Genomic DNA, 23,273 nt, shown 5'->3' on the forward strand with positions numbered 1-23,273 from the left:
ACCATCTTATGTCTACCGCTTCCACTCTCAGCCGCGCCACCCTGTTGGCCGTCGGTATCGCCGGCGTCTTGGCCGTTGGCCAGGCCCACGGCGCCGCCTTCCAGCTGAAGGAAAACAGCGCCAAGGGTCTTGGCCGCGCCTTCGCCGGTTCGGGCAGTGCCCCGGACGATGCCTCGATCATCGCCAATAACCCGGCCGGCATGCGTCAGCTAGACGGTCGCCTGTTCCAGGCCGACGTCAGCGCCATCAGCTTCTCGGCCAAGTATCAGCCAGGCACCGCCACCTACGCCAATGGCGCCCCGGTCTCCGGCGGCAATGGCGGCGACGCCGGCATGATCGCGCCGGTCCCGGCGATGTACTTCCACGTGCCGTTCGGCGAGAACGACAACATGCACCTGGGTACCTCGCTGACCGTGCCGTTCGGCTTCAAGACCGAATACGACCGCGATTGGGTCGGCCGCTATCACGGCACCAAGACCGAACTGCAGGCGATCGACTTCAATGTCGCGTTCTCCTACGACGTGAACCCGTACGTGTCCTTCGGCGCCTCGGTGTTCGCCGAGCGGCTGGATATCGATCTGGCCAATGCGGTCGACTTCGGCAGCGTGCTGGCCGCGCGCCGCGTGCCGGGCTTCGCACCGGGCAGCGCCGATGGCTACTCGCGCATCAAGGGCGACAGCACCGAAGTGGGCTTCACCCTCGGCGGCTTGTTCAGCATCGACGAGAATACCCATATCGGCTTCAGCTACCGCTCGGAAGTGGAGCACAAGATCACCGATGGCGATGCGGACTTCACGGTCCCGGGTGGCCCGGCCGCGGTTCTGGCCGCCGCCGCGCCCGGCACGTTCATCGACACCAGGGGCCGCGCCACCGTCAAGCTGCCGGCCAGCGCCACCGCCAGCTTCACCCACAACGTGAACGAGCAGTGGTCGATCATGGCCGACGTCACCCGCACCGCCTGGAGCAAGTTCGACCAGGTGACCGTGGACTTCGCCTCCAACCAGCCCGACAGCGTGCTGGACTTCTCCTACCGCGACACCACCTTCGCCTCGATCGGTGCCGACTACCGCATGAGCGAGACGCTGACCCTGCGTGGCGGCCTGGCCTACGACCAGACCCCGACCACCGCCGAGCACCGCGACGTGCGCGTGCCCGATGCGAGCCGCAAGTGGGTCTCGCTGGGTCTGAGCTGGCGTCCGTCGCAGCAGGCCGAATACAACTTCGGTTACACCCATCTGTTCACCAGCGACCCGACCAGCGACACCGTCAGCGCCACCGGCGACCGTCTGGCGGGCAGCTACAAGGTGAAGGGCGACGTGCTGGCCGCTTCGGTCAACTACAAGTTCTGATCGACGCCTCCCGGTACGCGTGAAGAAAAACCCCGCCTCGGCGGGGTTTTTCTTTTTACTCCCTGCGACCGATATCTTTACACGACGCCCCCATTGATGCCGATGACTTGACCGTTAATATAGCCTGCGAGTTCGGAACATAAAAAAGACACCAATGCAGCAACTTCGTCCGGCGTACCGGCGCGGCCGGCAGGTGTCATTTGCCTTAAGTACTGCGGAGTGAAATTCTGATCCTGCGCCATTTTTCCTGAGATCAAACCTGGCGCAACGACATTTGCAGTGATTCCGTGCACACCCATTTCTCGCGCTAGCGACTTAGTTGCTCCATGCAATGCGGACTTCGCAGCTGCATAGTTCACCTGCCCACGATTTCCCAGCATTGCTGCCACACTAGAAATATTGACTATCCTGCCCCAGCGAGAGCGTGCCATCGGCAAAAGAAGAGGCTGAGTGACATGAAAGAAACCATGCAGCGAGACATCTATGACGTGTTTCCAACTTGTATACGACATACCCGCCATAGGTGCATCATCATGCACACCTGCATTATTGACAACAATCTGGATAGGGCCCCCGACCGACAGAGCGTCAATTGACCTACGCGCCGCATCCGAATCGGTAACATCGAAAGCCACCGCACTAGCACTCATGCCTCGCGCGATAATCTCCTCCACAACCGCATCGGCGGCCTTGCGATGATGACCCGCATGAACAATCACGTGGCATCCAGCAGATGCCAGATGCTTGCATATCGCGCTTCCGATGTCGCCACTCCCACCCGTCACCAACGCACGTTTTAGCATCGCATCCATTTGGCGAGCATCCTATAAACTTAGTATCTGACACGGTTCAGAAAACGCTTCTTGAGATTATTGATCATATTTTTAACCTGATTCGCGCAAACTTGCCGCGCGCAGCTCTAAATATTCTTTAGATTTTTCCGCCAATGAAACCTCTGTTCCTTGCGCGACGAGCCTGCCATTTTCCAGCACTAAAATCTCGTCAAAGTACTTGAGGAGATCTAGCCGATGAACTGAAGCAATCAAACACATATCGGAAAAATGCTTGAATAAGTTGCGATAAACAATCAGTTCTGTAGGAGCGTCTAGATTAGACGTCGGCTCGTCAAACAATACCATCGAACTGCCGCGTGCGGCCAATATACCTCGTGCCAGGGCAACGCGCGCGCGTTGACCACCAGACCAGTTGGAGGCATTCTCGGCGATCAATACCTGCATCGGATCTGCATCGGACGCTAGAAATTCAGACACGACTGCCAACTCAAGTGCAAGCCGAAAATCGTCGAACACCGGCTGACCATCGAGTGATTCGCACATTTCCAAGTTGCTTGCGAGAGAAGCTTCAAAAAGCTGAGCTTCTTGAGGGATCAGGGTTGTGGAGCCGCGCAGCAGCCTCGCCGCGTCTGCGGGCGAGGCGGACGGATCCGCATCTCCTCGGTCCAGTTTGATTTGATCGGCGACGTACAACCCCGCAAGGATGCGCAGAAGAGTGGTCTTTCCCGCCCCGCTTTTGCCTATCAATGCGTAACGCTTGCCGCGCTGCAGTGACAAGTGGATATCGGTGAGGATAGGGGCAACGCTACGCTCGCCTTTGAAACGAAACAAGACATCGCGGATCTCACAATGTTCCCAAGTAACGTATGGCACTGGCTGCCTGTCGACCTCACTGACTGGGATTTCCCGGATGACATCAGCGCTCTGATAATTCGCGTACTGGGTAGCGAAAACTTGGAAATTCATTGCCACCGACGCAACTACCGTTCCAGCCTGGAGTGCGTATTCCCACACCATGTAGACATCTCCCAACATCAACGGCTTTTCTCCTGCCGATGAACGGAGTGCAAGCCAGGCATACAAGCCCACCAGACAACAACTTAGCAACCTGCTTGCAATATCGACCACGCACCATTTGCCCTCATTGATCATGATCATTCGCTTGAAAGGCTCGACCAAGGCCTCCACGCGCTGTTGCAGCAATCGCACAAACGGGCGGGTCTGTCGCAGCGCCTGCATGGTCGTCGCATTACCCAGCGCATCGGCCAGCGTTGCACTGTAGCGGCGCTCGGCATCGTTCGCGCGGATAGCAAGCCGCAGCATGGCGCGATCAAAACCCACAACGGAAATACAGATCGCCAGCAGGCCAATCGCGGCAACGACGCCTACCAGCGGATGGATGATCAGCAGCAAACCAATCGGGCCGACTAGTTTGATGGCGCTGCCCAAGTAAATGAACTGACTTTCGGCAAAGGTTCCCAGCGCTGCACTGCTTTGTTGCACACGGTGCGTACTGGCCACCGAATGGTGCTCGTCGTGCCAGGAAAGCGGGAAGGCGAGGAGTCGCTCTGTTAACGCGGCGGCGACACGCTTGCGCACCTCAAGTGCCACATTGCGCTCGATAATGCGTGCCGGGCCATGGATCAGCCAGCTGGCAAGCGTCGCGCCTAACATGGCAAGCAACCAGAGTGCTGCATGCCAGGCACCGGCTTCACCCGTCATCTGTAGGACATTGAACGCCCGTCCGACCAGATAGGGAGCCAACAGCAGCACCAACTGCGCAGCGACCAGCAACAGCATCGCGGCCACGAGAAGGCTCCGACGTCCTTCCGACTGCTTCCAGAGTTCGCGGTAGAGTAGCAGTACCGGGTTTCCTTGCCTGCCCGACTTTGAGTCGTCACTGTCCATGCGATTCCGGCGAGCCACGGGATACGAGCGCGTACTGTAATACAGTGCGGGTAGAACACAATCTGCATCAACGGATCCAATGGCAGTTCAGGCCCGTGTTGCCGGTATGACTGTTGACTAGGATTTTGGCGAAGTCGCCTACCGCGCCGCAACATCCTGAACGAATGCGACGATGCAGTTTGGCGGTGCGCGACGGCCCTCCGGCATTGCTTTGCTCAACTGTTTGCGCTATGAAGTGCCAGATGGTGGAAAGGAATTCATCGGACGGCGGAGAGAAATGATGTCGCAAAAATCCATGATTGATGGTTATGACACGGCCATGCAAGGCGCGGTAATCGAGTCGTATTATGGCTCCAGTGATTTCTATAACTTCGGCTTCTGGACCTCCGATGATCAGAGCCAATCCGAAGCATCCGAGAACCTAGTTGCGCGTTTGCTTGATTTGATTCCAGTCCAGGAAAGGACTGGCCGCATTCTTGACGTCGCATGCGGCCTGGGGGCCTCGACTCGCCACCTCCTGCGTCATTATGCTGCAGATCAGGTCGTTGCCATCAACGTCTCGGAACAACAGCTTGAGCGCGCGCGCCACAACGCTCCCGGTTGTCATTTCATGCTGATGGACGCTACGCGGCTTGCATTTCCGGATGCATCCTTCGACAACATTCTCTGCGTCGAGGCCGCCTTTCACTTTGACACGCGTGCTACATTCTTGCGCGAGGCAAAACGCGTATTGAAGCCGGGTGGCAGGCTGGTTCATTCAGACGCTCTCATGACCCCGCTCCCTGCTGCCACCGTGAAGCGCACGCATATCCCCGACGCCAATGCAGTTGCGAGTCCCGCAGAACTGAAAGACATCATCCTCGACGCCGGTTTCGCGAGCGCCGATGTCATCGATGTGACGGAGCAGTGCTGGAAGCCGTTCCTTCGCTCGGTCCGCAGGTTCAAGGCGCTCCACAGGCAACCGGTAAACGCCGCGCAGGCACATGGATCGCGGTCCAGAAAGCCGATCTTCTTCGGCCCTGAGTATTTCGCGCGTTTCATCCACCACTACGTGTTGGCCTGTTCACGCAAGGCACCGGATTGAAAATACGTCGCACGCTTTACGTGGGTCACCGGCCCGAGCCGCAGCGCGCGACTTATCTCGACGCACCGCAGACCTCGTGGCAATGAACCAAAAAAGGCATGAAAGCGCCTTAACCGTGGGGCAGGTGGGCATCAACTGTCTCCGCCGCCGTGAGGGTGCCCACATGGGTTGACGCTTGATGGCTAGTTGGTGAAGTATCCGCTGCTGGAGTTGTCTCTTACCACATGCGCACCATCATCTTGCCAAGGTCAACTGGCAGGCATAAGTGGAGGTCTTTGGATGGACTTGGACGTTGCTGTCGAAAGCCCTGCGGCCTTGGGGGAGGATATCGACGCGGTTCTCCGGCGAGACCCGATGGGCGTGTATGCCCAAATGGACCAACGCTCTCGCGGTGATTATCAAGCGCGCGTCGCGTCCTGGGCGCAACGCTCAGGACGCCAGCCGGTGTCGGTCGCGCACGTTGCGATAGACCTCGCGCTCCAGTCCCGCCAGCGCCATGGCGCGACCGATCGCCGCTCCCATGTCGGCTATTTCCTGACCGATGGCGGTATCGCAACACTCGCTCGCACACTAGGCACAACACTCAGCTTGCAGGAGCGCATGCGCACGCGCAGCCTGCCTGGCTTGGTGCTCGGGTACTGCGCATTGGCCTTTTTGTTGTGCGCCACGTATGGCGTGCTCTCGGTCTGGCTGCTCAAGATAGCCTTGCCCTGGCCAGGCCAGATGCTGCTAGCCATGGCGGTGACGTTCTACGCACACTGCATCATCCCCGGCTGGTTCAATATGCTGCTATCGCGCCGCCTGCGTCCACGCCGAATGCCGCGAATGGACTTCAGCACCGGTGTTCCGGTCTCGGCCAAGACCCTGGTCGTCATTCCCTGCCTGCTCACTTCACGCGAGGGCATCGACAAGCTCATCCAATCGCTGGAACGCTTGTACCGTAACAACCGCGACGCCAACGCAGGCTATGCGTTGCTCTCCGACTTCACCGACGCACCGACGGCCCGGCAGGAAGGGGACACAAGCCTGCTTGATGAAGCCTGTGCACGGATCTCGGCAATGAACGAACGGCACGGCGGTGGGTTCGTCTTGCTGCATCGTCCTCGCCGTTGGAATCCGGGTGAGGGAATGTGGATGGGCTGGGAACGCAAGCGCGGCAAGCTGGAGGAGTTGAATGCCTACCTGGTGGGAGCGGCATCGCCCTTTCAGACGATGCACGGCGATTTGGATAAGGTCTCCGGGACGCGATACGTGTTGACGGTGGATGACGATAACGCCCAATTGACGCAGGGCGCGGTCAGCGAACTGGCAGCAGTACTGAGTCACCCGCTGAATCGTCCTGTTCTCAGCCAGGACGGCACGCGGATCGAAGCGGGTTTTGTGATCATCCAGCCTCGCGGCATGATTGCCTTGCCGGACAATGCCGCACCCAGCCGACTTGAGAGATTCCTGCATTCGACCGTCGAGATCGAGACCAGCAATGCGATCCGCACGGAACAACCGGTGGTCGATGTGGACCAGGATGTCTTCGGCCAGGCGGTCTATGTCGGAAAGGGCATTTACGATGTGGAGATATTCCATCGGCTGACACATGGGCTCATTGCCGAGAACACGATTCTCAGCCACGACGTGCTCGAGGGTGGCATCGTGAGAGCCGCTGTCGCGACCGATATCATTTTGCATGAAACCTTCGCACCCACCTTCTATGCCGCCGCGCGCCGTACCCACCGATGGCATCGTGGCGACTGGCAATCGATACCATGGCTGTTTCCTCGGGTGCGCAACGCGTCCGCAACGCTGATCAAGAATCCGCTATCGCCTTTCGGACGTTGGAAGATCTTCCATAACGTGGTTCGGATGCTCTTTCCGATCGTGTCGCTTGTGTGTTTCGTCGCCGGCTGGCTCGCCTCGGCGGTTCCAGGCCTGTGGACACTCAATCTATTGATGATTGCCTGGTTCCCGCCGCTGGTGGGACTCATGATCGGAGTGGTAAGGAACCTGTTGTCGGGCAACTTTGGGCTGATGGCACGCGGATTTTGGTCGTCGCTGTGGATGCGCTCTTCGCCTTTCATATTCAGTGTCGATAATGCAATGAACGCGTTCGATGCCGCGGCCCGCGCAACATTCAGAATGCTGATCTCTCGCAGGCACCTGCTGGAGTGGACAGCATCCATCATCGTCTTCACCGGGCGCGGGCACACGCTGCGGCAGTACCTCGAGATGATGTGGATCTCGCCGGCATTCGCGCTAGTGACCGTCGTGCTCGTCGCCTACCTCAACCCTGCTGCTTTGAGTAGTGCGATACCGTTTGCGCTGCTTTGGATATCGGCACCCATCGTTGCCTGGTGGTGGAGCCAGCAGCAGGAAGAACACGTCTGTACCGCCCAGCCGTCTGGCTCCTAGCGATGCGCTCCAAGGATTGGATCTGCATTGAATCTCCATATGCCTTAGGAGCGGCACCGTCAATGACGGCTGTTCCCGCTCCAAGCGCCGGTCATGTGCAACCTTCTAGCAAGGACTACAAGCTCATATGTTGATACTAGGCTTTTACGGCGGCCCAAATACCGAGTTCGAGATCGATTCGCCGACACAGACGCACGACGGCTCTGCCGTTCTCCTAAAAGACGGCAAGGTGGTTGCCGCGATCGAGGAAGAGCGACTCAACCGCATCAAACATTCGTATACGGCGCCGCTCCAGGCGGCCAAACGCGTGCTTGCCCAGGGCGGTGTCACCCTTGCTGACGTGGACTACATCGCCATCCCCTATGGCCCCCAGTTCGCCGAACGCCTGCTGCGCCGGATATACCTTGCCAACCCGTCCGCTACGCATACGCTGGACGTCATCGATGCGCTACGGGCACAGTGGCACCTGCATCTGGGAGTGGACGTACCGCGTGAGAAAGTTCGCTTCGTCCCTCACCATATCGCCCATGCCACAGCGACATTCGAGATGTCAGGCCTGGACGAGGCGCTCGTGATGACGATCGACGGGCAGGGCGAGACCGAGTCAGGGCTCGTCCTGAAGGGTGGGCCCGCTGGCCTTGAGTTGCTGCATCGAGTTCCGATTCCAGAGTCGCTGGGACATTTCTACTGGCATGCCATTGGCTTCCTTGGCTATCAGTTGTTTGACGAGTACAAGGTAATGGGGCTTGCACCCTACGGTGATCCGGCACGATTCCGTGCGCGCTTCGATGCTATGTGCGAGCTCCTTCCAGAGGGCAGCTGGCAGCTGCGTCCGCAGTTGCTCGAGACGATGTTCGAGACGCTGATGCCACGCCGCAAGGGCGAACCGATAGAGCAGATCCACATGGACTTCGCCGCTGCGTTGCAGGAAATGCTGGAACGGGCGGTCTTCCACGCATTGAAGCACTTCAGGGCTTCCACTGGATTGCGAAGCCTCTGCCTAGGTGGCGGAGTGGCGCACAACTGTACGATGAACGGCAATATCCTGCGCTCGGGTTTGTTTGACACGGTATTTGTGCATCCTGCGGCGCATGACGGCGGCAATGCGCTTGGCGCCGCGCTCAGCGTCCATCGCTCGGTCGGCGGCTCTCTGTCTCCACAGCGACTTCGCAGTGTCAGTTGGGGTACTGACATCGGTGGCAACAGGGAGATTGAAACCGTGCTGGGCGAGTGGTCGGATTTCCTCGAAATCACACTGAGTAGCGATGTGGAAGACGATACCGCTGAATTGATTGCCGCCGGGCAGGTTGTAGGCTGGGTCCAGGGGCGCTCCGAGTTCGGGCCGCGCGCATTGGGCTACCGCAGCATTCTTGCTGATCCCAGGCCTGCGGACAACAAGCGCCTGATCAACAGGATGATCAAAACGCGGGAGTCATTCCGTCCTTTCGCACCTGCGGTCCTGCAGGAAGAAGCCGCAGACTACTTCGAGTTGCCGCAAGGCGAAACCCGGTTCCCTTTCATGACGTTCGTGTTGAACGTGCAACCAGACAAGCAGGAGCTTTTGGGTGCGGTCACCCATGTGGACGGCACCGCACGTGTACAGACCGTATCCCGTGACGATAACCCGCGTTTCTGGCGACTGATCGACGCATTTCGGCGGCGGACCGGCGTACCGGTCGTGCTGAATACGTCGTTCAACAATAATGTTGAGCCCATCGTCGATTCGATTGACGATGCCATTGCCTGCTTTTTGACGACCGGCCTGCAAGCACTGGTCGTTGGCGATTTTATCCTCACGCGCAAACACGCGGCCAATCGCGCGTCGCTCATCCCGCAGTTGTTGAACCATGTCCGGCTGGTCGAGCGTCGGCAACGGCAGCCGGACGGGACCATTGCCGATCACTGCGAAATCAGGCGGGCGACCTGGAACGGCGAGGCCAGCAAGGTACTGACTCCTCCACTGTTTGCGCTGCTCAGGCAGGTAGGGGACGGCGCTTCCATCGAACAACTTGCCAACGCAGCAGGTATGGCCCCTGAGATCGTACTGTCGACCATGGAAGAGCTTTGGGCAGAACGCTACCTGAGCTTGAGTCCCCGTTTTACCGGCCATTGAACGTCAGAGATCGATATGTTTAAGCAAGGACGGGACAGCCGTACACAGATCGGCAGGGTTGACCCCCTCATTTGCGAATCGATAGCCAAAGTAGACGAGCCTTGCGAATCGCCGCAGGTTCACCTAAGGAGATACCAGCAATGAAGCCTTATACCCTCATTTCCGTAGATGGACACGCCGGACTGCCGACAGCTCAGTATCGCGACTATCTTGAGCGGAAATACCACGCGGCATTTGACGACGAAGTCCAGCAGTTGGCAGCGCTGCGTGGACGCTTCCTGGTGGCCGGAAAGAACGCCACCGAGGTACCGCTGATGTACGAGGCACACATGCACCGTTATTCGGACCCGGACAATGCGGAGATGCAGGAACGCATCCGCGGTGCATGGGATATCGATGTGCGGTTGAAGGAGCTCGATGCCGAGGGCGTCGTGGGAGAGGTGCTGTTTCCGGATGGGCAAGGGTTCAATTCGTTCCCCTTCGATGGCTTCTTTGGTGAGCACCCGAAACCGATTCGCGACCCCGAGCTCCGCTCGGCCGGTGCGCGGGCGCATAACCGCTGGCTGGCGGAATTCTGCGCGGCGGGCGGCGGAAGACTGCAAGGCGTTGCGATGATCATGCCTTACGACATTCTGCAGGCGGTAGCCGACGTTCGCGCGGCCTTTGCGTCCGGACTTCGCGGCATCGTGTTACCTCCGCCGGACGATATCTATCTGCCCTACCACGAGAGTGTCTATGACCCTTTATGGGCGGTCTGCGCCGAGCTGGGCATGGCAGTCCATTCGCACGGCGGTGATCCGCCGAAGATCTACGGCAGCAGCGTCGCGTCGCAGACGCTGGCCATCCTTGAGTTGGGCTTCTTCCGGCGTCGGATTCTTGCCCAGCTGATTTTCGGCGGGGTTTTCGTACGACACCCGAAGCTACGATTCGTCTACACCGAAGTGGGCATCGATTGGCTGCCGAACTTCGTGGAATTGCTGGAGCATGTCTACCATAACGACTGGCTGCGGATGGGAAGGGCACCGAAGAAGTGGTTGTCCCTGTCTCCCAAAGATGCATGGGCGCAGAACTGCGCTGCGGCAGCGACTGCGGCGACGTACGAGGAAATCCAGGAGGCGCGCCGGCTGGGTGTCGATACGGTGATGTGGGGAGCCGACTATCCCCACGTGGAGGGCGGCTGGCCACACTCGTGGCAGGAGATCCGACAGGCATTCGCTACTGTCGACGATGTCGATCGCCGCAAGATGATCGGTGAGACCGCAGCGGAGTTCTATCGCTTCGATCCCAAGGTTGTTGAAGCGCAGGTCGCGCGAATCGGCCCACCTGCCGGCACGTTTGTCAGTGATGAGGCGCCTGCACGAACGGAATACACCGTGCATGACTTCACCAACGGTTGGGTCAATACGTACGGCGGCTTCGCACGCAACATGCGTTGGTCACTGGAGTCGTAGTCGTATCGTGGTTGGCAGTCTAGCCGGGGCCTCGGCCGACACATCCAGCCAGGGCACTCGGCTACCACACCGACTATTCTCAGGTGATCGATGAAAGTTTCGATGTTCCATTTAATGCCGTTGCGCGACCTGCCCGCGGACTTCGAGCACCGTTATCGCTCCGTGTGGGTGGATGTGCCCTGGCATCAACTGACGACCCCGCAGCGGGTCGGTCAGTTCTACAACCAGTCGCTGGATGAGTTGCTCTATGCAGCGCAATGCGGCATCGACGGCATCTGCGTCAACGAGCACCATCAAAATGCCTACGGCATGATCGCGAGCCCGAATCTGATGGGATCGATCCTGGCGCGGCAGACTGCCGGGCTGGATGTGGCCTGCATCCAGCTCGGTGCCACGCTGCCCAATACCCATCCGCCTACCCGCATTGCCGAAGAGTACGCGATGCTCGATTGCATCAGTGATGGACGGATCGTGGCCGGCATGCCGCTGGGCACACCGTTCGACGTGAACTATTGCTATGGAATCACCCCGCTGGAGCAACGCGAACGCTACTACGAGGCGCATGATCTGATCCTGCGTGCCTGGAGCGAGCGTGAGCCGTTCGCCTGGAACGGCAAGTACACGCAGCTACCCATGGTCAATCTCTGGCCGCGCCCGGTCCAGGCTCCGCACCCACCCATTTGGGTTCCCGGCAGTGGCAGCCTCAGTACCTGGGAGTTCACCGCGCGACACGATTACTGCTACTGCTTCCTGTCCTACCATGGCATCCGCTTCGGCAAGAGCGTGATGGACCGCTACTGGGAGTTCGTCAGCAAGAACGGGCACGACGCCAATCCTTATCGGACCGGGTTTCTGCAGCTTGTCGCTGTATCCGAGACCGATGAGCAGGCAGAACAGGACTACTACGAACACATACGTTACTTCTACGACAAGACCCAGCACGTTGCTCCGGAGTTCACGCCACCGGGCCATCAGGACTACGCCTCCATGGTGAACACCATTCGCAGCCAGGTGTCACAGGTGCAAAGCGTGCGATCGAAGATCCCTCAGTTCAAGTTTCGCGATTTCGTCGATAACCAGTTGGTCATCTCGGGCAGCCCGGCCACTGTGCGCGAGCAGCTTGCCGAGTCGGTGCGCTCACTACGCGTAGGCAACCTGATGGTATTGCTACAGATCGGCTCGATGTCGCACGAATTGACGCTCAAGAATATTCGACTTTTCTGCACCGAGGTCCTTCCGTACCTGCGCGATATCTGGGACGACCAAGGATGGGAGAACCACTGGTGGCCGGAGAAACTGCGGGCAACGCGTCGGCCGCCGTTTGATCGCCCCTCCCCTGCAGGAAGAAGCGCATGACCATCGAGCAACGCGTGGTGCTGGCCTGGAATGGCCGGATCCAGACTCGTGTCGATGTGCAGGGGGACGGTCCGCCAGTGCTGTTCCTGCATGGCGAGACTGGTCACTGGGATCCCTTCCTGGAACGTCTCGCACGTCGATTCACTGTTTACGCACCGGACTTTCCGGGTACCAGTCCCGGCTCCGAGGCCGCAATCAACGAACTGCGCGACGTCTGGGACTTGACCCTGTACTTGGAGGAGCTGATCGACGCGCTGCAGCTGGACTCGGTCGCTGTTGTCGGTCATTCGGTCGGCGGTATGTTCGCTGCGGAGCTGGCAGCCCAGTGCCGCCGGCGTATCCGACGCCTCGTCTTGATCGCTCCTGCCGGGCTTTGGCGAGACGATCACCCCATCCCGAACTGGTGGTCGATTCCGACCGAAGAGCTTCCCGCACGGACACTCGCCCAGCCATACGGCCTGGTGGGGAAGATCATGTTTTCGCCGCCTACCGACCGCGAAGAAGCGCTACAAGCCGTAATCCGGCAAACCTGGGCCAAGGCCTGCGTCAGCAAGTTCACATGGCCCATCCCCGAGAAAGGGCTCTGTCGCAGGATGCACCGCATCTGCGCTCCCAGCCTGGTGGTATGGGGAAAGCAGGATCGCCTGATTCCCCCGCTTTACGCGCAGGAGTTTGTAGGCCGCATCGCCGATGCGTCGGCCTTGCTTGTCGAAGATGCAGGACATATCCCCCAACTTGAGCAACTGGATATCGTCTCCGAGGCAGTCGTGCGCTTTCTCGCTTGAGATGCCGCTCTACACGATCGGGAACCCGTTGATTTTTCCGGCGCCCTGCGATGCGCTACCGTCACAGGGCACCGGCCGGGTCAACCGGCATCTTCCAGATTGATCCCGGGCTCGCCGTAAATCGTGGGCGGCTGACCGCCGGCAAGCATCATCAAGATGCTGAGCTGGCCACGGTGATGGGCCTCGTGCCGGAACATCAGGTGCATTAATTCCACGCGTTTCCACGGCTTTCCATAGAAATTCACCGTCTCGCCCATCCACGCCTCCTGCTTGCCGAGCGTCGCTTCCAGCAGGGAAGCATGTGATGTACGGAATGCCGCCGTCATTTCTGCAACCGTTGGCGGCGGCGCATCCATCGGCACCGGATTCTCTCCCGCAGGGACGGCACCCATGATGTCTGCACAGAACCAGCGCTCGGTGATGCAGATGTGCCAGATCAGTCCTCCCAGCGTCCAGCCTTTCTGCGCAACAGCCGTTTGATCGTTGTGCCCTTCCGGTATCGCCGCCAGCACCTCCAGCGTGGTCCGGTGCTCGTAGTCCCAGGTTCCCAACAGATCTTCAATCTGTGTACTCATCGGCGCCTGTGCTCGCTTTCGGGCGGCCCCCTGGGCCGCCGACGCTACGTCATGTCTACCTTGGGCTACAGCGCCGCACCAGGCGATCGCATGTACACCATGAACTGTACGGCCTCGGTCTTGGTCAGGCTGTCCAGCGTGAGCTTGCCGAGCCGGTTCCATAACAGGTGGGAAAGAACTGCGCCGGAATAACCCAGCCTTGCCGCGGTACGTTCAATTGTCTGCTTTTGCACGGGGCTGATCGCACCGACAGGGCGGGAGCGAGCGGCCAATGTCGGCTCGACATAGCGTGCGGTTTCCCCGATGTCTGCAATGATCTTGTCCACTTCCTGGCCTTCCAGCTGTGGCGGACAGAACTGGGACGAGGCCGTGTCCGGCAGCAGCTCTGCACAGGCGCTGCGAAGCACCGTGCGCATCCCGATCACCTTCTCTCTGAGCGTCGCGCGCGGCCGCACGTATTCCGCTTCGATCTCCGGCATCAGCCTGGCGTAGCCTGAATGATGATGCGATCCGGCAAGCCGCGAACCGAGGTTCTGGATGTACGAATCGCGATGGACATTGTCCACGCAGAGAAAACGACCGAATCTATTGCGTTTGAAGCGCAAATTAAACGACATCGCATCGTCGATGTAGCCAAGATAATGCCAGATCAAGGCCGGCATATAGATGGTCTCGCCGGGCTGCAGCACCGCGTGGTAACCGCCCACCTCGGCGACGAAGTCCAGTTGCTCTTGCGGGGACATCCTCTCCAGGTAGACGCCCGAGGACCAGGGCGATCCGGCTGCGGTCCTCAAGTGGATGCAGGTCTCTGGCTGGAATAGCAGGACCCGCTTTCGGCCGAACAATTGATGCAACAGGACTTGCCGATGGTCGCCATCGAAGTGCAGGTGGGCACGGTTGCCCTGATTGGCCACGAAAATGTTCGCGCACAGGTCGTGATCTCCGTACTTTCGCGGCATGTCCAGGACCTCCGGCTCATGCAGATCGTCGGCGAGGCACAACTCCGGGAGCCGGAACATCTGCATGATCTTCGCGGGAATTTCGTACTCGGTGGACAGCAAGGCAGTATCGGGATGCTCCCGCACATGCGCCCAATACTGGTCGAACGTCATCGTCGTTTCGACGGCGGTCTCAGGAGAGCTCGCCGCCACTGCGTATTCGGTCTGTACGTGCAGAGGGACGCTACCGAAAGCGGCACTGGCGTCCGCCTTGGTACGTATCGTGTCGATGCGCTCCCCCGCAAACAGGTCCGTGATGATCACCGGTGTGCGCGTCTGAACATAGTCACGCAAGAACAGCGCAGCATCAGGCCTGGAGATTCTCGCAATTTCCTTCGCTTCCATAGCGTCTCCCGATTCTCAAATGGCTCGCAGGTCGTCGACGACCTGGCTCTTTATCGATCGCACGGCTGGAACCAGGCCGCCAAGAACCCCGATCAGCAGTGCAGCGCATAATCCTTTCAGTACCACTGACGGCGTCAGTACCACATTGAACACCAGTTGGCGCAGATCACCGCCAACGGCAGTACTGACGGTGCTGCCGTTCGCTACCAGCCAGGCCATCGCCGCACCCAGTACGCCACCCACCAGCGCAAGCAATGCGGCCTCCACCAGGATCGACGCTACGACGACAACCGGCGGAAAGCCGATGGCGCGCAAGGTGGCGATCTCCCTTCGCCGATCGTCGATACTGGAGTACATCGCATTGATCGCGACAAATGTCGCACCCAACGCCATGATGCCACCCATCACGTAGGCCATGAAGCGCAACATGCGGTTCAAACTCTGGGTTTCCCGCTGGAGGAACTCCGGTTCGGTGAATACATCCATTGCCAGGCTCGGGTTGGCCGCCAACGCCTTCTTGAAACGTGTGAATGCCTCTGCGCCGGGCAGCACGACCGTGATGTTCTGGAACATGGGGCGATGGCTGACGCTCATGATGGTATTCACATCGGCCATCAACTCGGATTCGCGAATGCTGCGGCCTGCTGAGTAGATCCCGACGACCTTCCACGTTGTGCCATAAGCGACCAGATCGCTTCCCGGCGCCAGACCACGGAACTGCTCCAAGGCCTTGCGCCCGACCACGATCTCAAACTTGCCGGGTTCGAACATGCGGCCTTGGACGATCTTGATTTCCGGACGCAGCGCCATGATTTCCGTTCCAACGCCACGGATGGTGCCGTTGACCTCCATGCCGCTGCCACGCTCGATCAAGGTCAGCGGCGCAACCGCCTCCCCAGTGATCAATGGCGTCCCATCCGCGCTCCGCCGCACGTCGGCGGAGTTGGCGATCATGTTCCGCTCCTCGTGCGAGATCGCACTTGCAATCTCGACGGTGGAGCCGGCACGCAGCACGATGACGCGATCGGACCGGCCGGCGTCGCGCATGGCCTCGTCGAGCCCGGCATTCATCGCCAGAACGCCGGAGAAAACCGCCACGACACCCGCGATGCTGACGATCATGACCAACGCATTGACGCGCCTGCCCGCAAGGCCATGCAAATTCATCACCACGGCCGAGACGATCAGTTTGAACGATGGCATGAGGCCTCCTAGCGCCCGGACAAGGCAGCGACGATGCTGAATCGCATCGCTCGAAGAATCGGCAGCACCGCGCTGACCACGGCGATGCCGACCGCGATGAGCAGCACATAGACCATGGCTGCCGGCTGCAGCCGCATGGCACCGAACAGCTCGGCAACGTAAGGAAATACCAGTGTTGTCAGACCGATCCCCGCCGCCGCCGCCAACAGGCACAGCAACAATGACTCTGCGAGGATCAACAGGGCAATACGCAGCGGGGTAAAACCCAGCGTCATCAGCAGGGCGAGCTCCGGGAAGCGTTGGCGCACCGACTGCATCATGGTGCTGGCACTGACCACGATCAGGGTGAACAAGACGGTCCCGATAATGAAGTTGCTGACCTTGCGCAGATCGTTGATCTGTCGCCACTGCACGGCGGCGTACGCGTTCTCGGTGCGGGTACGGGTCTGGAACGCGGAATTTTCCGCCATGTCATCGATCGTCTTGGCGATCGCTCCGCTCTGTCGCTCGTCCTGCACGCGGACGATCATCAGGTGGACCGAGCCGGCCCCATAGGCACGAGCCTCGTCGAAGTACTCCAGATTGATGAAGAACAGGTCATTGAGTGCGGGAGATGCCTCAATTGGCTCGTAAATGCCGACGATGTCGAAGTACCACACATCGCTCCCATCCTTGCGCGGCCAAAGCGAGGACTTGATCGGTATCCTGTCGCCAGGCTTCCAGTTGAAGCGCTTTGCCAGGTTGCGGCTGATGATCGCCCCGGACCTGATGCGAAGCATGTCCTGTACCTTCTCGGCAGGCAGGCGCAGCTCGGGATACATGCGGAACATTCGCTGGACATCGGCGGCGACGATCGGCAACTGCACCGTAGGCCGCTGGTAATAGCCGACGAAGTAGGCCCAGTAAGCGACATCCGCTACTCCAGGGATCTTTTGTATCTGTTCTGCGAATGGCAACCCCAGTGGGTGATACATGCTGATGCGGTTCATCACGTACAGGCGGTCCAGATGGAACCGTTCAGTGACCGTGTTCAACCCCTGGTTGATGCCGCTGAGCAGTCCGAACAACAGGAACGCCACGGTCATCGAAGCGAAAGTCAGGCCGGTACGCACCGGCTTTCTCCATAGTCCTTTCCAGACCAGCAACAGATGATTCATTGAATAGCCACTCTCGGCGTCAACTCGATGGATGCTGGGTTCATTCGGCGCTTTCCTGAGATGGGAGTAGCAGATCTATCGGCGACCTGGCGTCATTCGGATGACCTGAGCGAGCGTGCGAACGGTTCGATACTTGCCGGATACGGCATGCGCGGCGCTGTCGCTGCATCAAGCAACGTCATCTGTGCCGGCGAAGGCTGGAGCCGGCCCGACGGCACCAGGACTCCAGGCGCCTTGCTGAAGATCGCTCACCCTTTTCTGTCAGCGCTCCCCGTGCGAGAGGACTCCAGGCAAGAACACCGATACCCTTCTGCAAACACATCGGCAGCAGATCGACCTCGATGTCCCGATTGCGCAGATTGTAGAGCGCCTGTATGCAGCAGTAGCTGGTGCAATTGCGTATCAGCGCGATCCACAGCGCCTTGTTGAGGCGCCATGCCGTGTAGTTGGACACCCCCACGTACAACACCTTTCCCTGCCTGACGAGCTGGTCGAAGGCGCTCAGCGTCTCCTCGATCGGTGTCAGGAAATCGTCCGAGTGCGCCAGGTACACATCGATATAGTCGGTCTTGAGGCGACGCAGCGACACCTCGCATGCCTGGACGATATGCTTGCGCGAAAGTCCCGCATCATTCACTCCGGGACCGGTCTGGCGGAATACCTTGGTCGAAATCACCAATGCTTGGCGCTTTTCGTGCGCGAAGGCTCCCAGCAAGGCCTCACTTTCGGGGGCGGCATCAGCCGTGTCGAAGAGATTGATTCCGGCATCGATAGATCGATTCCAGATCAGCTGCGACACATCCGGCGGTATGCGCGTACCGAAATCGGCCATGCCCAGGCACAGCTGCGAGATCCGCAACCCCGTCTCTCCCAGAAAAACATAGCGCATGGCGAGCCGGCTCAGTGAACCGCAGGGGCGTCGATGTTACGCCCCTTGTCCAGATGCAACTGGCGCGTCGCACGCGCTGCGGCCAACGGGTCATGGGTGACCATGACGATCGTCTTGCCGTGCTCGCGATTGAGCGCGCCAAGCAACGCAAGCACCTCATCGGCGCTAGTGCGATCGAGGTCGCCGGTCGGCTCGTCGCAGGCCAGCAGTGGCGCATCGGTGACGATGGCGCGTGCGATGGCGACGCGTTGTTGTTGTCCTCCTGAAAGCTGCGACGGCTTGTGATGGACGCGGTGCGAAAGCCCCACCAGATCCATGGCGATATGAACCTGCTGCCTGCGCCGCACCGCGCCCAGGCGTGTCAACAGCAGCGGCACTTCGACATTCTGCGCCGCGGTCAACGCCGGCATCAGATTGTAGAGCTGGAATACGAAGCCGATCTGGCGTGCCCGCCAATGCGCGAGCTGCGTGGTGTTCATGCGTGAAATATCCTCGTCCGCAACCCGCACTTCGCCCGAGGTCGGCTTGTCCAGTCCGGCAATGATATTGAGCAGGGTGGACTTGCCCGAGCCGGAGGGACCCATCAGCGCCAGGAATTCACCCTGCGCAATGTCCAGATCCAGACCATGCAGCACGTCAACGCAATGCTCCGCAGGGCCGTAGGACTTCCTCAACGCGCGTAGCGAGACCAGGCTCATGCTCGCTCACGCGGCCGCGGGGCCAACGCCTCTGCACTGAACAAGGCCTCCAGACGCAAGCGCAGGTCGTCTCCCGAACGGATCCCAAGACGCGGTAGCACCAGTGAATGGTGCTCCACAGACGCAGCCAGGTTGCCGGTGGTGACCGCCACGGTGAAACCCGCCTGTGCCGTAAATTCGACCGTCTCCTGGTCGAATCCGCCGTGCGGGTAGGAGAGGGTCGCAACCTCCTGCTCGAGCACCGCTTCCAACCGCCGTTTACCGAGCACGATCTCGCGTTCCTTGGTCGTGGCCGGCTGCGCGGGAAGCAATAGGTGGTTTTCGGTGTGCGCACCGATCTCCATGCCTGGCAGGCGACTCAGCGCACGCAGTTCATCGGGGTTCAACGCCCGGACATGTGTCGCGTTCGTCGATGACGGCAAACCGCTCCATTGCAAAAGTTCGCGGATGCGCGCCTGGCGTACTTCGAGGGGCAACGGGTAGAAGGCTGCCCGGACCGCGTCAAACGCAGCCCGCCGCTCTTGGCGTGTTCTGGTCGGCATCTCGCTGACCCCGTCAGGCAGTGCCTTGTCGATAGACGGAGGAAGGTCTGACTGTGCAAACACGCGCTCGAGCGTTTCCCACCAGAACTCGCCTGGTCCATCGAGCGTGGAGGAGATGGCGAAAAACGTCGCCGGGAAGCCGAACTCCTGCAGGACCGGCGCGGCGTGCGTGAGGGCATCCAGATACCCGTCATCGAAGGTGATCGCAACGCTGCGCTCGGGCAGGGCACCGCTTTTCAATCCTGCAGCCAGTGTCCGCAGCGGAAGCACGCGATATCCAGCATCGTCCAGAAAGGCCAGATGATCCCGAAACTCGGCGGGGGAAACGCACAGATCGGTGCCATCATCGGCAATGCGGTGGTACATCAGGATGACGGCGGCCTGGCCTCGAGGCATGGTGTCCATTTTTCCTTCCCGGGTCTCAGTGGGTAACGACAGGCGAGGGGCCGCTCACGCGGATCTGCGAGATCAAACGGGTCAGGACGCTCCCCGGGCCGGCTTCCTCGAACGAAGTGGTGCCGACCTTCAGCATGCTCTCCACGCACTTGACCCAGAGCACCGGCCGCACCATCTGCCGGACCAGAAGCGATGCAATGACTGCGCTAGACGCCTGGGCCGGATAGAACGTCCCCGTCACGTTGGAGATGACGGGTATCTGCGGGCGAAGAAAGACCACATCTTCGATGAAATCGGCAAATGCACGAGCTGCGTTCGCCATGCCACGGGAATGGAACGCTCCGCTGACGGGCAGACGAATGCATGCCGCCGCGCCAGCCAGTTCGAACGCGCGCGCGGCATTCTCCACCTCGGCGGCCGGACCGGAAATGACGGTCTGCGTGGGTGCGTTGTAGTTGGCGACATCGATGGCCTCCAATCCCTCGGCCATCATGATCTCGATGATCCTGGCCGAACTCAGTCCGAGCACGGCGGTCATCGCTCCACCCTGCGCCTTTGCCATCAGTTCACCGCGCTTGGCCACCAGGCGCAGTCCTGTCATCAGATCGAAGACGCCTGCCGCCTGTAGTGCGTTGTACTCGCCGAGGCTATGCCCGGCGACGCAAGCGACCGCCATGCCGCTATCTAGCGCGCGAATACCGTGCAAGGCGTTGACCATGTACAGGCACGGCTGGGTGATGCGGGTGTCGGTCAGCGCTTGCGCGTTATCGAGACACATCCGACGCAACGAGTAGCCCAGCAGTGCGTCGACCTGTTGCTCGATCTCGGTGTAGTCGCGCAGGTCGAATAGCTCGCCACCCATACCGGATTTCTGAGAACCCTGTCCCGGGAAGATCATCGCGCGCATCGTGCTCTCCTTGTCGTCCATCGGCCTATCGCGCTCATGCTCGGGCAAAACGCCAGCTCGCCCATGCCAGCAGGCGTAGTCGCGGCCACAGCGGAATCGGCCTGGACCAGAGCTCTGCAAGCAAACTGCGGTAGATGCGAGGTTGCTTGGCGAAGCTGCGGGCCTTGCGCTGAAATTCTCCCAGGTCGATGGGCACACCTGGAAAATCTGCTGCTCCTTGCACCGGCACGCGGTCGGATTTTGGCTCGAACAAGCGGAGGACCTGGTCATTGCCGAAGTGGTTGCTGACGACAAATGGCTCGACCACATCGCTCATATCGACAAAGCGCAGGAGCCGGTCATTGGGGGCGACCGTGGTCTCATCGTAGCCGGCAACACGGCCGCTGAAGTCATCCATGCGACCTGCGATGAAGGCGGTCGCCTCGACCGCACGTTCATCGGGCAGCGACCAGCGTTCCTGAAGCAGCTGCATCAGCGCAGGACCGCGTTCCGGCCGGTACCACAGGTCCGCTACCTGGTGGTGGATCGCAAGCACCGTCACGTCATGTTGCGGCCACCGACACAATAGCGAGAGTCCGGTGGACAGAACCCAATTGCCGCGATGCCAGGTGCATTGATAGCCGAGTGGTGCTCGCCGGCTATGCAGCAACTCCCATTGCCGGCTCTTTCTGCTCGCCAACGTCGCCACGGGAGCAAGCTCGCTGCTTCGCTCGGTGATCACGCGCTGCATCTGTTCAATGAAGTTCGATGGCAGCGCATCGTCGTCGTCCAGCAGTGTCGTCACCAACAGACTTGCCTGCGGCGGCGCATGCTGGCTCAGCCACTGTGTTCCGCTCAGGTCCTCGCCGGGATCGTAGTCGTGCAGATGGGTGCGTGCCCGGGCGGCCACCAGGGTCTGTAGCCGCTCACGCCATGGCTGCGGCAGGTCCGGATCCACGATGATGAACCAGTCGAAGTTCTGCTCGGTCTGGGCCAGCAGCGATGGCAAACAGGTCAGCTCGAACAGTCGATAGCGAAACGCTAGGCGTTCGGGCTGCAAGGGATCGCGGCGAAGTACCGAAACCAGCACGCCGTTCAGACCGGCTCGCGTGGTCGAATGGCGATAGCTGAAACGCGTAATGACAGCATGCCAAAGCATCGTTCAGCCCAGTTGATCGAGGTGAAACGGCGGAGCGCCGTGGGAATCCAGCCAATGGGAGACATAATGGCGGACCAATGCATTGAAGCGTACCGGGTTATCCAACATGACCGCATGGCCAGCCCTGTCCACCGCTTCGACGGTCGCATGCGGTATACGAGCGAGAAAGTCCTCGGTCCAGCGCTTGGAGCATAACGCCGATACGGCGCCACGCACCAGCAATAGCGGAACCATGATGCGTTCTAGCGCATCCCACAACGTCTGCTCAAGCCTGGGACACGGCTCCTGATAGCCGAGCGCGCGATCCGCCTTGAGCCGGAACTCTGCAGGCCCCAGCGCTTGCAACGCATCACTGGCGATGGCATGCAGCAGCGATGTTGCCGCCAGTGGCATCGATGCCTGCAGGTGCTCCTGGTATTCGGCAATGGAGTGATAACGGAACTTCGAGCGAAGGAATTCGTCGCGGATATAGGCTGACGCCGACACACTCAAGCCAGGGCCACCGTCGATCAATACGACCGCACGCGGAGGGCAGGGCAAGCGCTCGGCAGCCAGAATCGAAACCGCCGCACCCAACGAATGCCCGATCAAAACATAGTCCCGCAGCTCGAGCGCACGCGCTACCGTGACGACGTCCTCGACATGCGATACCACCGAATAATGTCGCATACGATCACGGTCTGAATCGCCATGACCGCGCAAATCGACGGCTGCGATCCCACACTCTGGCATCGAGTGTGCGAGCGCACGCCAGACGAAGCCACCTTGTCCAAAGCCGTGGACCAACAGCAACTTGATCGGTGGTGGCCCCCAGATGCGCACATGCAGCGCCACATCCTCGGCCACGCGGATGCGTATCGATGCCTCGCTCATTGCGCGCTGCCGCTGCCGGATGCGTTTTCCTGCAACGCCAGCCGGACGCTGCGCGGCGTGAGGTCTGTCCACACCTCATCGACATAGTCCAGGCATGCCTGCTTGGTCGACGGGCCGTGCACCACCCGCCACCCTGCGGGGACGTCGATGGAACATGACCAAAGCGAGTACTGCTCCTCGTCATTGATCAACACGATGAAATCCTCGGACGTATCTTGCTCAGACATCTTCACCTCCGGCTTTGGCAGGACGATATCCCGCGCTGTTGGGTGGATCGACGACGCCAGGAGATAAATGCCAGCCACTGAC

The 23,273-nt window shown here is 60.1% G+C and carries 20 protein-coding genes; 7 read left to right on the forward strand and 13 right to left on the reverse strand.

Annotated elements, in window-relative coordinates; translation table 11 throughout:
- The first annotated feature begins 8 nt into the window (after positions 1–8).
- Entirely contained in the window at positions 9–1,349 is a 1,341-nt protein-coding gene (locus EO170_RS01720) for an outer membrane protein transport protein (protein ID WP_126942034.1), read from the forward strand.
- 77 nt (positions 1,350–1,426) lie between these two features.
- Here EO170_RS01720 and fabG read toward each other — a convergent pair whose 3' ends face one another.
- Positions 1,427–2,161 (reverse strand): 3-oxoacyl-ACP reductase FabG, encoded by a 735-nt coding sequence (gene fabG / locus EO170_RS01725; RefSeq protein WP_126942036.1) that lies wholly within the window; start codon positions 2,159–2,161, stop codon positions 1,427–1,429.
- 72 nt (positions 2,162–2,233) lie between these two features.
- Entirely contained in the window at positions 2,234–4,051 is a 1,818-nt protein-coding gene (locus EO170_RS01730; protein WP_126942038.1) for an ABC transporter ATP-binding protein, read from the reverse strand.
- Positions 4,052–4,223: 172 nt separating this feature from the next.
- Here EO170_RS01730 and EO170_RS01735 point away from each other — a divergent pair, with 172 nt between their 5' ends.
- The 6 genes from EO170_RS01735 (at position 4,224) to EO170_RS01760 (ending at position 13,243) form a co-directional block, all read left to right on the forward strand.
- Complete coding sequence (locus EO170_RS01735; RefSeq protein WP_126942040.1) at positions 4,224–5,135, forward strand: class I SAM-dependent methyltransferase; 912 nt, start codon at positions 4,224–4,226, stop codon at positions 5,133–5,135.
- Positions 5,136–5,414: 279 nt separating this feature from the next.
- A complete protein-coding gene (locus EO170_RS01740; protein ID WP_126942042.1) occupies positions 5,415–7,538 on the forward strand; it encodes a hypothetical protein in 2,124 nt (707 codons plus the stop codon).
- A gap of 127 nt (positions 7,539–7,665) precedes the next feature.
- Positions 7,666–9,651, forward strand: a complete 1,986-nt coding sequence (locus EO170_RS01745; protein ID WP_126942044.1) for a carbamoyltransferase C-terminal domain-containing protein — start codon at positions 7,666–7,668, stop codon at positions 9,649–9,651.
- Positions 9,652–9,791: 140 nt separating this feature from the next.
- Entirely contained in the window at positions 9,792–11,102 is a 1,311-nt protein-coding gene (locus tag EO170_RS01750) for an amidohydrolase family protein (RefSeq protein WP_126942046.1), read from the forward strand.
- Positions 11,103–11,192: 90 nt separating this feature from the next.
- Positions 11,193–12,458: an LLM class flavin-dependent oxidoreductase gene (locus EO170_RS01755; RefSeq protein WP_126942048.1), complete on the forward strand. Its 1,266-nt coding sequence runs from the start codon at positions 11,193–11,195 to the stop codon at positions 12,456–12,458.
- Complete coding sequence (locus tag EO170_RS01760) at positions 12,455–13,243, forward strand: alpha/beta hydrolase (protein ID WP_126942050.1); 789 nt, start codon at positions 12,455–12,457, stop codon at positions 13,241–13,243. Before EO170_RS01755 ends, EO170_RS01760 begins: the two co-directional genes overlap by 4 nt.
- Before the next feature lie 80 nt (positions 13,244–13,323).
- Here the strand turns inward: EO170_RS01760 and EO170_RS01765 are convergent, their stop codons facing one another.
- The 11 genes from EO170_RS01765 to EO170_RS01815 all read right to left on the reverse strand — a co-directional run bounded on the left by EO170_RS01765 (position 13,324) and on the right by EO170_RS01815 (position 23,191).
- Entirely contained in the window at positions 13,324–13,818 is a 495-nt protein-coding gene (locus EO170_RS01765; protein WP_164740869.1) for a DinB family protein, read from the reverse strand.
- Positions 13,819–13,883: 65 nt separating this feature from the next.
- Complete coding sequence (locus EO170_RS01770; protein ID WP_126942054.1) at positions 13,884–15,161, reverse strand: cupin-like domain-containing protein; 1,278 nt, start codon at positions 15,159–15,161, stop codon at positions 13,884–13,886.
- A 15-nt stretch (positions 15,162–15,176) separates the two neighbouring features.
- Complete coding sequence (locus tag EO170_RS01775) at positions 15,177–16,364, reverse strand: FtsX-like permease family protein (RefSeq protein WP_126942056.1); 1,188 nt, start codon at positions 16,362–16,364, stop codon at positions 15,177–15,179.
- Between the two features lie 8 nt (positions 16,365–16,372).
- Positions 16,373–17,521 (reverse strand): ABC transporter permease, encoded by a 1,149-nt coding sequence (locus EO170_RS01780; RefSeq protein ID WP_126942058.1) that lies wholly within the window; start codon positions 17,519–17,521, stop codon positions 16,373–16,375.
- A 178-nt stretch (positions 17,522–17,699) separates the two neighbouring features.
- Complete coding sequence (locus tag EO170_RS01785) at positions 17,700–18,410, reverse strand: aldo/keto reductase (RefSeq protein ID WP_126942059.1); 711 nt, start codon at positions 18,408–18,410, stop codon at positions 17,700–17,702.
- Between the two features lie 11 nt (positions 18,411–18,421).
- Positions 18,422–19,108: an ABC transporter ATP-binding protein gene (locus EO170_RS01790; protein WP_126942061.1), complete on the reverse strand. Its 687-nt coding sequence runs from the start codon at positions 19,106–19,108 to the stop codon at positions 18,422–18,424.
- Positions 19,105–20,055 carry a polysaccharide deacetylase family protein gene (locus EO170_RS01795; RefSeq protein ID WP_126942063.1) on the reverse strand — a complete coding sequence of 317 codons (951 nt, stop codon included), beginning with the start codon at positions 20,053–20,055 and terminating at the stop codon, positions 19,105–19,107. Before EO170_RS01795 ends, EO170_RS01790 begins: the two co-directional genes overlap by 4 nt.
- Positions 20,056–20,071: 16 nt before the next feature.
- A complete protein-coding gene (gene fabD / locus EO170_RS01800) occupies positions 20,072–20,974 on the reverse strand; it encodes an ACP S-malonyltransferase (protein WP_206513966.1) in 903 nt (300 codons plus the stop codon).
- Positions 20,975–20,987: 13 nt separating this feature from the next.
- Positions 20,988–22,091 carry a glycosyltransferase gene (locus tag EO170_RS01805; RefSeq protein WP_126942065.1) on the reverse strand — a complete coding sequence of 368 codons (1,104 nt, stop codon included), beginning with the start codon at positions 22,089–22,091 and terminating at the stop codon, positions 20,988–20,990.
- 3 nt (positions 22,092–22,094) lie between these two features.
- On the reverse strand, positions 22,095–22,964 hold the full coding sequence (locus EO170_RS01810; RefSeq protein ID WP_126942067.1) for an alpha/beta hydrolase: 870 nt from the start codon (positions 22,962–22,964) through the stop codon (positions 22,095–22,097).
- Complete coding sequence (locus EO170_RS01815; RefSeq protein ID WP_126942069.1) at positions 22,961–23,191, reverse strand: MbtH family NRPS accessory protein; 231 nt, start codon at positions 23,189–23,191, stop codon at positions 22,961–22,963. Before EO170_RS01815 ends, EO170_RS01810 begins: the two co-directional genes overlap by 4 nt.
- Between the last annotated feature and the right edge of the window lie 82 nt (positions 23,192–23,273).

Origin of the sequence: Xanthomonas sp. BRIP62409 (genome assembly GCF_003992965.1) — a bacterium.
Lineage (GTDB): Bacteria > Pseudomonadota > Gammaproteobacteria > Xanthomonadales > Xanthomonadaceae > Xanthomonas > Xanthomonas euroxanthea.